This window comes from Cupriavidus sp. FW305-27 (assembly GCF_058787995.1).
In genome coordinates this window covers 53,002-66,147 of sequence record NZ_JBYTAG010000010.1, presented here as the reverse complement: position 1 = coordinate 66,147, position 13,146 = coordinate 53,002, and the positions used below count along the sequence as shown (strand labels likewise).

13 protein-coding genes and 1 other RNA gene are annotated in these 13,146 nt (G+C 65.6%); 2 read left to right on the top strand and 12 right to left on the bottom strand.

Annotated elements, in window-relative coordinates; translation table 11 throughout:
• The first annotated feature begins 342 nt into the window (after positions 1–342).
• On the top strand, positions 343–765 hold the full coding sequence (locus AC3WRI_RS06975; RefSeq protein WP_010813908.1) for an OsmC family protein: 423 nt from the start codon (positions 343–345) through the stop codon (positions 763–765).
• Positions 766–819: 54 nt separating this feature from the next.
• Here the strand turns inward: AC3WRI_RS06975 and rnpB are convergent.
• The 5 genes from rnpB to AC3WRI_RS06950 form a co-directional block, all read right to left on the bottom strand.
• Positions 820–1,160: RNase P RNA component class A (gene rnpB / locus AC3WRI_RS06970), an RNA gene on the bottom strand.
• A gap of 34 nt (positions 1,161–1,194) precedes the next feature.
• Positions 1,195–2,022, bottom strand: a complete 828-nt coding sequence (locus AC3WRI_RS06965; RefSeq protein ID WP_454749232.1) for a DUF3025 domain-containing protein — start codon at positions 2,020–2,022, stop codon at positions 1,195–1,197.
• A 20-nt stretch (positions 2,023–2,042) separates the two neighbouring features.
• Positions 2,043–3,077: a dihydroorotase gene (pyrC, locus tag AC3WRI_RS06960; RefSeq protein WP_011614536.1), complete on the bottom strand. Its 1,035-nt coding sequence runs from the start codon at positions 3,075–3,077 to the stop codon at positions 2,043–2,045.
• A gap of 44 nt (positions 3,078–3,121) precedes the next feature.
• Positions 3,122–4,429: a glycerate kinase type-2 family protein gene (locus AC3WRI_RS06955; protein WP_492292912.1), complete on the bottom strand. Its 1,308-nt coding sequence runs from the start codon at positions 4,427–4,429 to the stop codon at positions 3,122–3,124.
• Positions 4,426–5,499: a tartrate dehydrogenase gene (locus AC3WRI_RS06950; RefSeq protein WP_010813912.1), complete on the bottom strand. Its 1,074-nt coding sequence runs from the start codon at positions 5,497–5,499 to the stop codon at positions 4,426–4,428. The genes AC3WRI_RS06955 and AC3WRI_RS06950 overlap by 4 nt, the downstream gene beginning before the upstream one ends.
• A gap of 138 nt (positions 5,500–5,637) precedes the next feature.
• On the opposite strand from AC3WRI_RS06950, the gene AC3WRI_RS06945 reads away from it, so the two are divergent.
• Positions 5,638–6,468 carry a class II glutamine amidotransferase gene (locus tag AC3WRI_RS06945; protein ID WP_010813913.1) on the top strand — a complete coding sequence of 277 codons (831 nt, stop codon included), beginning with the start codon at positions 5,638–5,640 and terminating at the stop codon, positions 6,466–6,468.
• 61 nt (positions 6,469–6,529) lie between these two features.
• Here the strand turns inward: AC3WRI_RS06945 and AC3WRI_RS06940 are convergent, their stop codons facing one another.
• The 7 genes from AC3WRI_RS06940 to AC3WRI_RS06910 form a co-directional block, all read right to left on the bottom strand.
• Positions 6,530–7,264 carry an amino acid ABC transporter ATP-binding protein gene (locus AC3WRI_RS06940; protein WP_010813914.1) on the bottom strand — a complete coding sequence of 245 codons (735 nt, stop codon included), beginning with the start codon at positions 7,262–7,264 and terminating at the stop codon, positions 6,530–6,532.
• A complete protein-coding gene (gene gltK, locus AC3WRI_RS06935) occupies positions 7,261–7,944 on the bottom strand; it encodes a glutamate/aspartate ABC transporter permease GltK (RefSeq protein WP_010813915.1) in 684 nt (227 codons plus the stop codon). The genes AC3WRI_RS06940 and gltK overlap by 4 nt, the downstream gene beginning before the upstream one ends.
• A 9-nt stretch (positions 7,945–7,953) precedes the next feature.
• Positions 7,954–8,682, bottom strand: a complete 729-nt coding sequence (locus AC3WRI_RS06930; protein ID WP_010813916.1) for an amino acid ABC transporter permease — start codon at positions 8,680–8,682, stop codon at positions 7,954–7,956.
• 63 nt (positions 8,683–8,745) lie between these two features.
• On the bottom strand, positions 8,746–9,645 hold the full coding sequence (locus AC3WRI_RS06925; RefSeq protein ID WP_010813917.1) for a glutamate/aspartate ABC transporter substrate-binding protein: 900 nt from the start codon (positions 9,643–9,645) through the stop codon (positions 8,746–8,748).
• A 266-nt stretch (positions 9,646–9,911) separates the two neighbouring features.
• Positions 9,912–11,219 (bottom strand): Glu/Leu/Phe/Val family dehydrogenase, encoded by a 1,308-nt coding sequence (locus AC3WRI_RS06920; protein WP_010813918.1) that lies wholly within the window; start codon positions 11,217–11,219, stop codon positions 9,912–9,914.
• A gap of 103 nt (positions 11,220–11,322) precedes the next feature.
• Positions 11,323–12,306: a LysR substrate-binding domain-containing protein gene (locus AC3WRI_RS06915; RefSeq protein ID WP_010813919.1), complete on the bottom strand. Its 984-nt coding sequence runs from the start codon at positions 12,304–12,306 to the stop codon at positions 11,323–11,325.
• 55 nt (positions 12,307–12,361) lie between these two features.
• Positions 12,362–13,135, bottom strand: coding sequence for an ABC transporter permease (locus AC3WRI_RS06910; protein ID WP_010813920.1), 774 nt, complete (start codon positions 13,133–13,135; stop codon positions 12,362–12,364).
• Positions 13,136–13,146: the final 11 nt, after the last annotated feature.

Genomic DNA, 13,146 nt, shown 5'->3' with positions numbered 1-13,146 from the left:
TCGCTTTCGCACTCTGGCGCGCTGTCAGTGCCGTCGTTCAATGATTCAAATTATACATGGGGTTTTCCCCAGTGCAAGGAAAATTTGTACTGCGAAATTCAATTTCGTATTGCGGAAAGAAAAACGTGACGCACCAGACAGGGCATTTCGATTAGAAATCAATGACTTACGAAAAATCAAGGTATGTCATTGAGCTGTCATACTAGAGGAAACCCTCAGATTTCATAGGGATTTGGGCGTCAGCAACCCAAGCCGGGCGATGCCATATACTGAGAATTGCAAGATTCGAGATCATGCGCCTGTGATCGGAAGCACACAATATAAACGACAGGAACGAACAAAATGGAATGCAAAGTGACATGGATGGGTGCCGACGGCATGAGCTTCGTGGCCCAGACCGGCAGCGGCCATATCGTGGCGATGGACGGTGCGCCCGACGGCGGCGGCCATAACCTGGCACCGCGGCCGATGGAGATGGTGCTGCTCGGCACCGGCGGCTGCACCGCCTATGACGTGGTGCTGATCCTCAAGCGCGGCCGCCAGGACGTTTCCGGCTGCAGCGTGCAGCTGCAGGCCGAGCGCGCCGGCGAGGACCCCAAAGTCTTCACCCGCATCAACTTCCATTTTGTGGTGACCGGCAAGAATCTCAACCCCGCCACGGTCGAGCGTGCCATCAAGCTGTCGCACGAAAAGTACTGCTCGGCGTCGATCATGCTGGCCAAGACGGCCGAGATCACGCACACGATGGAAATCGTCGAAGCCTGAAAGGAAGATGCAGACCCGGTACGCCGTGGTGGCGCCGGGTCATGCCGGCAGAAGAAGCAAAGCAGGCCGATAAGCCGGATTCTGTGCGCCCCGCCCGCCTTGCGGCAAACGGTGCGTGACAACCATTCCTCTAGGCCGGCTGTTACCAGCCGGCTCCAGCTCCCTACCCGCAGACTCAGCGGGCCGCTTCATCGCCTGCCTATTTGGGATTGCTCCAGGTGGAGGTTACCGCGTTTCACCCTTCCCGCCGGGCGAACCCGGCGGCAAGACTCGTCTCTGTGGCCCTATTCCGCACGTTGCCGTGGATGGCTGTTAGCCAACACCCTGCCCTGTGGAGTCCGGACTTTCCTCCCCCTGCACCTTGCGGTGCAGGCAGCGGTTGCCTGGCCTGCTTTGCGGCCCGCAGTCTAACACCGATTGGCGGCGCCTTCAGCCGGCGCGCCGTCCTGGGCGGAACACAGAGGTATCGGCGTAGAAGCCAGGTTCGGCATTATCGTCGCACCAGCCCGGAATGCCCATCACCGGCAGCGGCGCAAAACTGCGCCCGCCGCGCAGCGCGCCAGCCTGGGCCGCAGCGGCAAGGGATTGCGCCAGCATGACGTCCAGCCACGGGCCTGCCGCCTGCTGCGGCGCCAGCGGCAGCACCCATGCATGGGCAGTGACCGACTTGTACGGCTGCACCAGTTTTTCGAGTAGCGCATGGCCGAACGGCACCACCGTGCAGGCCCTGCCCCACGCCGGCCTGGATTCGACCAGCAGCCGCTGCCACGCAAACCCCTTGAGCGCATCCGCCAGGTCCTGGTCGGTGCTGACAAACAGCACCGCATTTTCGTCGAACAGGGTCGCCGCATCGCGCACGCTGCCGCGCGTGGTCTGCACGCCTTCGCGCGCAATGACCTCGGCCTGGATCTGGTTGAGCACGCGCTTGGCTTGCGGGAAATGCAGCCAGGTCAGCGCGTTGAAGAAATCGTGGAGATTGTCGCGGGTCGGGATCTCGCCGGTGGCATGGATATGCGCCTCATAGGCGCTGCCTTCCGGCAAGGCATGCTGGGCAATGAAACGCAGCGGCAGGCCGCGGGCATTGCACAGGCGGAGTTGGGCTGCATGCGCACTTAGCAGCGCGCGCAGATCGGCGCCGCCCTGCACCGCCGCAGCGAGCGCGGCACCCTGCGCAGCAAACAGCTGGAACCACGGCCGGGACCAGTCGATCCCGGCCAGCGCGGCGACGAAGGGCTCGTCGCCCGCTTGCGCCTGCATGGGCAAGGCCGCAGCAGGGTTTAGCGGGCCTTCCAGCGCAGCGTCTCGCCGCCGCGCAGCGGCACCAGCGTGGTGTCGCCATAGGGCAGCTCGGCCGGCAGTTCCCAGTCCTCGCGCTCCAGCGTCAGCGTGCCGGTGTTGCGCGGCAGGCCGTAGAAGGCCGGGCCGTTGAAGCTGGCAAAGGCTTCCAGCTTGTCCAGCGCGCCAGCGGCGTCGAAGGCCTCGGCATACAGCTCCATCGCGTGCAGCGCGGTATAGCAGCCGGCGCAGCCGCAGGCGTGCTCCTTCAGCCCGCGCGCGTGCGGCGCGCTGTCGGTGCCCAGGAAAAAGCGCGGGCTGCCCGAGACCGCGGCCGCCACCAGGGCCTCGCGATGGGTCTCGCGCTTGAGCACCGGCAGGCAGTAGTAGTGCGGGCGGATGCCGCCGGTGAAGATGGCGTTGCGGTTGTAGAGCAGGTGGTGCGCGGTGATGGTGGCGCCGACCGGGCCGCTGGCGTCGCGCACGTATTCGGCCGCATCCTTGGTGGTGATGTGCTCGAACACCACCTTCAGCTCGGGCATGTCGCGGCGCAGCGGCGTCATCACGCGGTCGATAAAGACGGCTTCGCGATCGAAGATGTCGATGCTGGGGTCGGTCACCTCGCCATGCACCAGCAGCGGCAGGCCCGCGCGCTGCATCGCTTCCAGCGCCGGGTAGCAGCGGCGGATATCGGTCACGCCGGCGTCGCTGTTGGTGGTGGCGCCGGCCGGGTACAGCTTGACGCCGTGCACAAAGCCGCTGGCCTTGGCCGCGGCGATCTCTTCGGCCGTGGTGTTGTCTGTCAGGTACAGCGTCATCAGCGGCTCGAACTGCAGGCCGGCCGGCAGCGCCGCCAGGATGCGGGCACGGTAGGCCTGCGCCTGCGCCACCGTGGTCACGGGCGGCTTCAGGTTGGGCATGATGATGGCGCGTGCGAACTGGCGCGCGGTGTCGGGCAGCACGGCGGCCAGGGCCGCGCCGTCGCGCAGGTGCAGGTGCCAGTCGTCCGGGCGGGTGATGGTGAGCTTCTGGGTCATGGCTAGCTTGGGCCTGCCGCGGCGGCGGCTGGCGTTCGTCGAAATCAGAGAATCAGGATGGCGCGGTAGTCGTTCACATTGGTGCGCGTCGGGCCGGTGACTACCAGGTCGCCGATGGCATCGAACAGGCCCCAGGCGTCGTGCGCGTCCAGCTGGCGCAGTCCCGGCAGGCCGGCGGCCGCGGCGCGCGCCAGCGTGGTCGGATCGGCCAGCGCACCGGCATTGTCTTCCGAACCGTCGATGCCGTCGGTGTCGGCCGCGATCGCATGCACGCCGGGCATGCCGTCAAGCTCGACCGCCAGCGACAGCAGGAATTCGGAGCAACGCCCGCCCCGTGCCTTCGTGGCGCCACCGCCGGCAGGCAAAGTGACCGTGCACTCACCTCCGGAAATCAGCGCCACGGGCGCGGCAAACGGCGCATTGTACGCGCGAATCTCGCGCACCAGCGCGGCGTAGACGCGGGCCACTTCGCGCGCTTCGCCGGTCACGGTATCGCCCAGCACCACCGGGGTGATGCCGCGTTCGCGGAACAGCGCCGCGGCCGCCTGCAGGCTGCCATGGGCAGTGGCGATCATGCGGTGGTCGACCCGGGCGAACAGCGCATCGCCCGGCTTGGGCGTCTCCGGCACGTCGCCGCAGGCGCCGCGCTCCAGGTGTGCCTGCACGCTGGCCGGCACCTGCGCGCCCCAGCGGCGCAGGATCTCCAGCGCATCGGCAAAGGTGCTCGGGTCGGCCACGGTCGGGCCCGAGGCGATCGCGCTGGGATCGTCGCCGGCCACGTCCGAGACGATCAGCGTGGTCACCGGCGCACGGCTTGCCTGCGCCAGCCGCCCGCCCTGGATGCGCGAGACATGCTTGCGCACGATATTCATCTCGGTGATCGGCGCGCCACAGCGCAGCAGTTCCCGAGTGGCGGCCTTCAGGTCAGCCATCGGGATGCCTTCGGCCGGCAGCGACAGCAGGCTGGAGCCGCCGCCTGACACCAGCACCAGCAGCCGGTCCTGCGGCGTCAGCGACTGCACGCTGGCCAGGATATCGGCGGCGGCCTGCTCGCCGGCCTCGTCGGGCACCGGATGGCCGGCCTCGATCACGCGGATATGGTCGGTCGGCAGCCCGTGGGCGTAGCGCGTGACCACCAGCCCCTCCAGCGTGGCCTTGCCAGCGTAGGCACGCTCGACCGCCGCGGCCATCGACGCCGCGGCCTTGCCCGCGCCCACCACCAGCGTGCGGCCGCCCGCGTGCGGGGGTGGCAGGTGCTGCGCCACGATCTGCAGCGGATCGGCCGCCGCCACCGCCGCGTGGAAGCTGTCCAGCAGCAAGGCGCGGGGATCGCCCGCGACCGCCGCGCTCACAGCGCCTCCGCGATAGCCAGGCCCAGGTCGGCAGTGCCGGCCTTGCCGCCGATGTCGCGCGTCAGCGGCGCGTGTTCGGGGCCCGCGGCCAGCACCTTTTCGATCGCGCCCAGTACGGCGGCGCCGGCTGCTTCATGGCCCAGGTGCTCCAGCATCATGGCGCCGCACCAGATCTGGCCGATCGGGTTGGCCACGCCGCGCCCGGCAATATCCGGGGCCGAGCCGTGCACCGGCTCGAACAGGCTGGGAAAGGTGCGGTCGGGGTTGATATTGCCCGACGGCGCGATGCCGATGGTGCCGGTGCAAGCCGGGCCCAGGTCGGACAGGATGTCGCCGAACAGGTTGCTGGCCACCACAACGTCGAACCAGTCCGGATGCTGGACGAAATGCGCGGTCAGGATGTCGATGTGGTACTTGTCGACCTTGATGCCGGGGTAGCTGGCCGCCATCGCCTCGACGCGCTCGTCCCAGTACGGCATGGTGATCGAGATGCCATTGGACTTGGTCGCCGACGTCAGGTGCTTCTTCGGCCGCTTCTGTGCCAACTCGAAGGCAAACTTCAGGATGCGGTCGACGCCGGTGCGGCTCATCACGGTTTCCTGCACCACGATCTCGCGCTCGGTGCCCGGGAACATGCGCCCGCCGATGCTGGAGTATTCACCCTCGGTGTTCTCGCGCACCACATAAAAGTCGATATCGCCAGGCTGGCGGCCGGCCAGCGGGCTCCTGATGCCGGGCATCAGCCGCACCGGGCGCAGGTTCACGTACTGGTCGAACGAGCGCCGGAACTGCAGCAGCGAACCCCACAGCGAGACGTGGTCAGGCACGGCATCAGGCCAGCCCACCGCGCCGAAGTAGATGGCGTCGTACTTGACCAGCGTGTCGAACCAGTCGTCCGGCAGCATCTTGCCGTGGCGGGCGTAGTAGTCGCAGCTGGAAAAGTCGAAGTGGTCCCACTGGAAGTCGATGCCGAAGCGCCGCGCCGCGGCGTCCATCACGCGGATGCCCTCGGGCATGACTTCCGTGCCGATTCCGTCTCCGGGAATCACGGCGATCTTGTATTGGCGCATGGTTATTGGGGAGATACGTGCAGGATGGCCGGTCGCCGCGCGCGGCCGGCCGACGCTGCTTGGCAGCGGCCCGGGTGCGCGGGATAATGTCTGCATTCTATTGCAAAGCGGCAGCCCGCTGCCGACCGGTGCCCCGATATGTGCCAGCTGCTAGGCATGAACTGCGCCACGCCGACCGACGTGACGTTCTCCTTCACCGGCTTTGCCGCGCGTGGTGGCCTGACCGACCATCACGCCGACGGCTTCGGTGTGGCCTTCTTCGAGGACAAGGCCTGCCGCCTGTTTATCGACAACCAGTCCGCCGGCACCTCGCCGGTGGCAGACCTGATCAAGCGCTACCCGATCAAGTCCAAGAACGTCATCTCGCATATCCGCAAGGCCACGCAGGGCACCGTGCTGCTGGAGAACTGCCACCCCTTCATGCGCGAGCTGTGGGGCCGCCACTGGATCTTTGCCCATAACGGCGACCTGAAGGGCTTCACCCCGTTCCTGTCCGGCGTCTACCAGCCAGTGGGCGATACCGACAGCGAACTGGCCTTCTGCACGCTGATGCAGGGCCTGCGCAAGCGCTTCCCGGGTTCGCAGCCGCCGCTGAACGAGCTGTGCCATGCGCTGGCCGACATCACCCGCGAGATCACGCTGCATGGCGTGTTCAACTACCTGCTGTGCAACGGCCAGGCCCAGTTCGCGCACTGCTCCACGCACCTGTACTACATCGTGCGGCAGTGGCCGTTCTCGACCGCGCACCTGATCGACGCCGACCTGTCGATCGACTTCGCCCAGGTCACCACACCGGACGACCGCGTGGCGGTGATCGCCACCCAGCCGCTGACCGACAACGAGACCTGGACCCGCTTCGCCCCGGGCGAGCTGATCATGTTCGAGGACGGGCACCCGACCATGACGCTGACGGTGCCGATCCCGCCTGAAGTGCAGGCGAAGAACGCGGCCAACACGGCCTGCACCTGAGCCATCGGGAACGAAAAAAGGGACGCCGAGGCGTCCCTTTTTGCTTGCCCTGCCAGGCCGGTCAATGATGCAGGATCTTCGACAGGAACTGCCTGGCGCGCTCGGAGCGGTGTTCGATATTGCCGAAGAACTCCTCCTTCTCGCAGTCCTCGACGATCTTGCCCTGGTCCATGAAGATCACGCGGTTGGCCACCTTGCGCGCGAAGCCCATTTCGTGGGTCACGCACATCATGGTCATGCCTTCCTGCGCCAGCTGCACCATCACGTCCAGCACTTCGTTGACCATCTCCGGGTCCAGCGCCGAAGTCGGCTCGTCGAACAGCATGCAGATCGGGTCCATCGACAGCGCACGGGCGATCGCCACGCGCTGCTGCTGGCCGCCCGACAGCTGGCCGGGGTACTTCTCCGCCTGGCTCTTCAGGCCCACGCGGTCCAGGTACTTCAGGCCCTTGGCCATCGCCTCGTCCTTGGAGCGGCCGAGCACCTTCATCTGCGCGATGGTCAGGTTCTCGGTGATCGACAGGTGCGGGAACAGCTCGAAGTTCTGGAACACCATGCCCACGCGCGAGCGCAGCTTGGGCAGGTTGGTCTTGGGATTGCCCACCGAGGTGCCGTCGACCAGGATATCGCCCTTCTGGAACGGCTCAAGCGCGTTGACGGTCTTGATCAGCGTGGACTTGCCCGACCCGGACGGGCCGCACACCACCACCACTTCACCCTTGGCGACCTTGGTGGTGCAGTCGGTCAGCACCTGGAAGGCGCCGTACCACTTGGAGACATTGTTGATTTCGATCATACAGCCACCTTTTTCTGGTAACGCTTGACCAGCAGCGAAGCGGAGAAGCAGATAACGAAGTACACCACGCCGGCGAACAGCAGCATCTCGACGATGCGGCCGTCACGTTCGCCGATGCCGTAGGCCTGGCCGAAGAAGTCGGCCAGCGCGCTGACGTAGACCAGCGACGTATCCTGGAACAGGATGATGCCCTGGGTCAGCAGCAGCGGCACCATGTTGCGGAACGCCTGCGGCAGGATCACCAGCCGCATCGACTGGCCATAGGTCATGCCCAGCGCCTGCGCCGCGAACATCTGCCCGCGCGACACGCTCTGGATGCCCGCGCGGATGATTTCCGAGTAGTACGCGGCCTCGAACAGCGCAAAGGCCACCAGCGCGGACGTCATGCGCAGGTCGGTCGCCGGCGACAGGTTGAACAGGTTCTGCAGCACCTGCGGAATGATCAGGAAGAACCACAACAGCACCATCACCAGCGGGATGGAGCGGAAGATGGTCACGTACCCCTGCGCAAACCAGTTCAGCAGCCTGAACGACGACAGCCGCATCATCGCCAGGATGGTGCCCCAGACGATGCCCACCACCACCGCGGTGACGGTGATCTTGAGCGAGACCATCATGCCCTCGCCCAGGACCTCGAGCGTGGCAGGGGTGATGGAAGTGAAATCGAAGGAATAAGCCATGGCGCCCCCTTACTTGCCGCCGATAAAGCCGGGCACGCGCGTGCGGGCTTCCACCCAGCGCATGATCAGCATCACCGTCACGTTGATCAGCGCGTACATCAGCGTGACCGCGATGAACGATTCATACGGGCGCGCGGTGTAGTCCACCAGTTGCCGGCCCTGCGCCGCCAGTTCCAGCAGGCCGATGGTCGAAGCCACCGCCGAATTCTTGAAGATGTTCAGGAATTCGGAAGTCAGCGGCGGCACGATCACGCGGAACGCCATCGGCAGCAGCACGTGGCGGTACGTCTGCGGCAGCGTGAAGCCCATCGCCAGGCCGGCATTCTTCTGCCCGCGCGCCAGCGAGTTGATGCCCGAGCGCACCTGCTCGCAGACCCGCGCGGCGGTGAAGGTGCCCAGGCACAGCATGGCGGCCAGGAACTGCTGCGCGAACGGGTTCATCTGCTTGATCGCCTCGCCACCGGGCAGCAGCTCGGGCGCGACGAAATACCAGATGAACAGCTGCACCAGCAGCGGGATGTTGCGGAAGATTTCCACATAGGTGGCGGCGATGCCCGCCAGCCACTTGTTGGGCACGGTGCGCAGCACGCCGAGCACCGAACCGATGACCAGGGCGATGACCCAGGACGAGAGTCCCAGGGCGAGCGTTACCTTCAGGCCCGAGATCATCCAGTCCAGGTAGGTCTCGTTCTGGGCGGCCTGTTCGAGGAAAACTGCCCAATGCCAGTTGTAGTTCATGTTGCGTCCTCAAAAAGAAACGGAAGGACATGCCTTCCGTTTCACACTGCTGTCAACGGCAGGTCAGTCCAGCGCCTTGTCGTTCGGCGTCTTGAACAACGCCTTCATGTCTTCGGACAGCGGGAAGTCCAGGTTGAGGCCCTTCGGCGGCACCGGCGTCATGAACCACTTGGTGTACAGGGTGTTGATCGAACCGTCCTTCATCATGCCGGAGATCACGGTATCGGACAGCTTCTTGAACTGCGGATCGTCCTTGCGGATCATACAGCCATAGGACTCGCGCGATTGCGGCTTGCCCACCACGATCCAGTCGGCCGGGTTCTTGGCCTTGGCGCGCTCGCCGTACAGCAGCGCGTCGTCCATCATGAACGCGACCGCGCGGCCCGATTCCAGCGTCAGGAACGACTGGCCATGGTCCTTGGTGCTGATGATGTTCACGCCCAGCTTCTGGTCGTCGTTCATCTTGCGCAGCAGGCGCTCCGACGTGGTGCCGGCGGTGGTGACGACGTTCTTGCCCTTCAGGTCGGCCCAGTCCTTGATGCCGGCGTCCTTCTTCACCATGATGCGCGTGCCGATGATGAAGATGGAGTTGGTGAACCCAACCTGCTTCTGGCGCTCCAGGTTGTTGGTGGTGGAGCCGCACTCGATGTCGATGGTGCCGTTCTGCAGCAGCGTGATGCGGTTCTGCGAGGTGATCGGGATTTCCTTGACCTGCAGGTTCGGCAGCTTGAGCTGGTCCTTGATGGCTTCCACGATCTTCATGTTGATATCGTAGGAATAGCCAACCTGACGCACGCCGCCCAGGTTGTAATTGAACGGAATCGACGACTCGCGCACGCCCAGCGTGATGACGCCGGTGTCCTTGATCTTCTTCAGCGTGCCCGTCAGTTGTTCAGCTGCCTGTGCCGTCCCGCACATCACGCCCCCGGCAATCATCAGGGCAGCCAGCTTGGCGAAATTCATAACATCTCCTTGACCATGAAGAGAAAGCGGGATTCTAGAGATAAAACCCCCACTGGTGAAACAGTATTGCGCAGCATCCGCCGCAATACAACTGGGTTTTCTCCTAGAACCCCACTTCAGGGCAATCACTGCGCACGGCGTCCGGATACGACAACGCGGTCTCCGGCGCTTGCCGGAGACCGCGTCTGACGGTCATGAGCCATGGGGAGCGGGACGATTATTGCATTGCACCATGGCAGTGCCTTATCCCGTTTCCCGTGCCCGGATCAGGGATACAGGCCGCGCATCTCGCGCGCCTGCAGGATCCGCGTACAGGCCACGATAAACGCCGCCGTGCGCAGCGTCACCTTGTTGTCCTGTGCCACTTGCCAGATTGCCCGGAAGGCTTCTTGCATGATCCGTACCAGGCGCTGGTTGATTTCTTCCTCGGTCCAGAAAAAGCTGGAGAAATCCTGCACCCATTCGAAGTAGGACACGGTCACGCCGCCGGCGTTGGCGATCACGTCGGGACAGACCAGGATATTGCGCTCGCGCAGGATATCGTCGGCTTGCGGCGTGGTCGGGCCGTTGGCGCCTTCAATCACCAGCTTTGCCGTGATCTTGGGCGCGTTCTGCACCGTGATCTGGCCTTCCAGCGCGGCCGGGATCAGGATGTCGCAGTCGACTTCCCAGAACTGCTCGGTGCGCAGGACTTCGCCGCGGAAGCCTTCGATGGTGCCGCTGTGCGAGGCGTATTCCATCATCGCCGGCACGTCCAGGCCGGCCGGGTCGAACAGCGTGGTGCGGTGGTCCTGCACCGCCACCACCTTGGCGCCGGCCTCATGGAACAGCTTGGCCGCCACCGCGCCCACGTTGCCGAAGCCCTGCACCGCCACGCGCGCGCCCTTGATCTCCAGGCCGATATTGCGCGCGGCCTCGGAGCCGACCACGAACACGCCGCGGCCGGTGGCTTCGTGGCGGCCGAGCGAGCCGCCCAGCGAGATCGGCTTGCCGGTCACCACGCCGGTGGCCGTGCTGCCGGAGTTCATCGAGTACGTGTCCATCATCCAGGCCATGACCTGGGCGTTGGTGTTCACGTCCGGCGCCGGAATATCCTTGCTCGGCCCGATGATGATGTTGATTTCGCTGGTGTAGCGGCGCGTCAGGCGTTCCAGCTCGGCGTGCGAGAGCGTGCGCGGATCGACGCGGATGCCGCCCTTGGCACCGCCGTAGGGCACGTTGACCGCGGCATTCTTCACCGACATCCAGGCCGACAGCGCCATCACCTCGGACAGGGTCACGTCCTGGTGGAAGCGCACGCCGCCCTTGCCCGGGCCGCGCGACAGGTTGTGCTGCACCCGATAGCCCTCGAAATGGGCAATGGTGCCGTTATCCAGTTCGATGGGAACGTCGACGATCATCGCGCGCTTGGGGCGCTTGAGGGTTTCGACCCAGCGTGCCAGCGAGCCCAGGTAAGGCGTGACACGGTCGACCTGCTGCAGGTAGATGCCCCAGGGGCCGAGATGGTCGGCATTGAGGTAAGACGGGAGTGCGTGCTTTTGGCCAGCAATATTGGTCGGTGCTGCGGAAGACATCGGTTGGTTCCGGTGTGAAGAATGCCCGCAAGCTTAGGGCTGGCGCCCCGCCCGAATCCAATGCCGTTTGCTCATCCGGTCATGCAAAACCTGCATAACGTTGTCATCTGGCGGAAACCGGGGAGCCGGCCGGCTGGCCGGACTGGGCCGCCGACAAGGTCGACCACACCTGGTCGACCAGCTGGCGCTTGCGCCGTGCCCCGGCGCGGCGTTCGTTGCCGTTCTCGCCCGGGCGCTCGCGGTACAGGCGGATTTCCATGTCGATCGACAACGGCAGCCCGCGCGCCGACTCGGCCCGCACCAGCCGGCCCGCGGCCACGTCCTCGCGCACCGCGCTTTCGGGCAGGAAGGCCATGCCGTGGCCGGCCAGCGCCATCACCTTGAGCGCCTCGGCCATGTCGGTCTCGTAGCATTTGTCGAGCTTGAGCGCCTCGGAGGTGTCGGCCAGCAGCAGGTCGACCATGCGGCCGAGAAAGGCGTTGGGCGTGTAGCTGAGGAAGGGCACTGGCTTCTTGTCGGTGCCGGGCAGCCGGAATTGCGGCTTGCCGGCAGCGTCCGGCACGCTGTAGGGCGACAGCCGCTCGGTACCAAGTACCAGCATGTCGTACCGGGCCGGATCCAGCTGGATCGCCTGGCGCGCGTGGTGGTAGACCATCACCAGGTCGCAGCCGCCCTCCACCAGCATCAGCACCGCGTCGTGGACGTTGAGCGCGCGCAGCCGGCACGGCAGCGTGCCGATCCTGCGCTCCAGCGCCTTGAGCCATTCCGGGAAGAAGGTCAGCGACAGCGTATGCGGCACCGCGAACTCCAGCACCTGGGCGTTGGCCGAGCGCTGGCCGCGCATCAGCGCACGGGTCTCGCTGACCTGCGCCAGCATGGCCAGCGCCTGCTCGTAGAACACCTTGCCGGCCGGGGTCAGGCTGGTGGGGTAGCTCGAGCGGTCGATCAGCTCGGTGCCGACCCACGCCTCCAGCGACTGGATGCGGCGCGAGAACGCCGGCTGCGTGACGTGGCGCAGCTCGGCCGAGCGCGAGAAGCTGTGCGTCTCGGCCAGGCTGACGAAGTCTTCAAGCCATTTGATTTCCATGACGCGGATTATCCACCCGCGCCCGGGCCTCCGTCACCTGTCCGGCGGCAAGCCGTCAGCCACGATGCGCCCAGCCGGTCATGCGCTTCTCGACCACCGCAAACAGCTCGTACATCGCCATCGCCATCACCGCGATCACCACCAGCCCGGCAAAGGCCAGCGGCATCTTCATGGCCGAGCCGGCCGACACCAGCAGGTAGCCGATGCCCTCGTTGGCGGCGTTCATCTCCGACACCGTGGTGCCGACAAAGGCCAGCGTGATTGCCACCTTCAGCGAGGCGAAGAAATACGGCATGGCGCGCGGCAGACCGACCTTGAACAACACGTCGCGCCGTTTGGCGCCGAGCACGCGCAGCACGTCCTCCAGTTCCGGCTCCAGCGTGGCCAGCCCGGTGGCGATATTGACCATGATCGGGAAGAACGAGATCAGGAACGCGGTCAGGATGGCCGGACCCGCGCCCAGGCCGAACCACACCACCAGGATCGGCACGAAGGCGGCCTTGGGCAGCGCGTTGAAGGCCGTCATCAGCGGATAGCTGGCGGCATAGAGCAGCCGTGACGAGCCCATTGCCAGCCCCAGCAGCACGCCCACGGCGATGGCCACGCCGAAGCCCACCATGGTGGTCCAGAAGGTGCGCCACGCATGGCCGGCGATCACGTCGGCATATTCCACCAGCGAGGCCACGATCGCCGATGGTGTCGGCAGGATAAAGTCGGACACGCCGAAGGCCATGCACGCGCCCTGCCACAGCAGCAGCACCGCGGCCAGCAGCAGCCAGGGCGCCACGCGCTGCACGCGGCGCTCCTGCGCGGAAGTGAGAGTCATCATGGTAGCTTTGC

Bases quoted from the DNA above. Each gene is read 5' to 3' on its own strand.
- AC3WRI_RS06950 (WP_010813912.1), bottom strand. From the start codon at position 5,499: ATGCGCCAATACAAGATCGCCGTGATTCCCGGAGACGGAATCGGCACG.
- AC3WRI_RS06945 (WP_010813913.1), top strand. From the start codon at position 5,638: ATGTGCCAGCTGCTAGGCATGAACTGCGCCACGCCGACCGACGTGACG.
- AC3WRI_RS06940 (WP_010813914.1), bottom strand. From the start codon at position 7,264: ATGATCGAAATCAACAATGTCTCCAAGTGGTACGGCGCCTTCCAGGTG.
- AC3WRI_RS06915 (WP_010813919.1), bottom strand. From the start codon at position 12,306: ATGGAAATCAAATGGCTTGAAGACTTCGTCAGCCTGGCCGAGACGCAC.
- AC3WRI_RS06930 (WP_010813916.1), bottom strand. From the start codon at position 8,682: ATGAACTACAACTGGCATTGGGCAGTTTTCCTCGAACAGGCCGCCCAG.
- AC3WRI_RS06965 (WP_454749232.1), bottom strand. From the start codon at position 2,022: ATGCAGGCGCAAGCGGGCGACGAGCCCTTCGTCGCCGCGCTGGCCGGG.
- gltK (WP_010813915.1), bottom strand. From the start codon at position 7,944: ATGGCTTATTCCTTCGATTTCACTTCCATCACCCCTGCCACGCTCGAG.
- pyrC (WP_011614536.1), bottom strand. From the start codon at position 3,077: ATGACCCAGAAGCTCACCATCACCCGCCCGGACGACTGGCACCTGCAC.
- AC3WRI_RS06925 (WP_010813917.1), bottom strand. From the start codon at position 9,645: ATGAATTTCGCCAAGCTGGCTGCCCTGATGATTGCCGGGGGCGTGATG.
- AC3WRI_RS06920 (WP_010813918.1), bottom strand. From the start codon at position 11,219: ATGTCTTCCGCAGCACCGACCAATATTGCTGGCCAAAAGCACGCACTC.
- AC3WRI_RS06910 (WP_010813920.1), bottom strand. From the start codon at position 13,135: ATGATGACTCTCACTTCCGCGCAGGAGCGCCGCGTGCAGCGCGTGGCG.
- AC3WRI_RS06975 (WP_010813908.1), top strand. From the start codon at position 343: ATGGAATGCAAAGTGACATGGATGGGTGCCGACGGCATGAGCTTCGTG.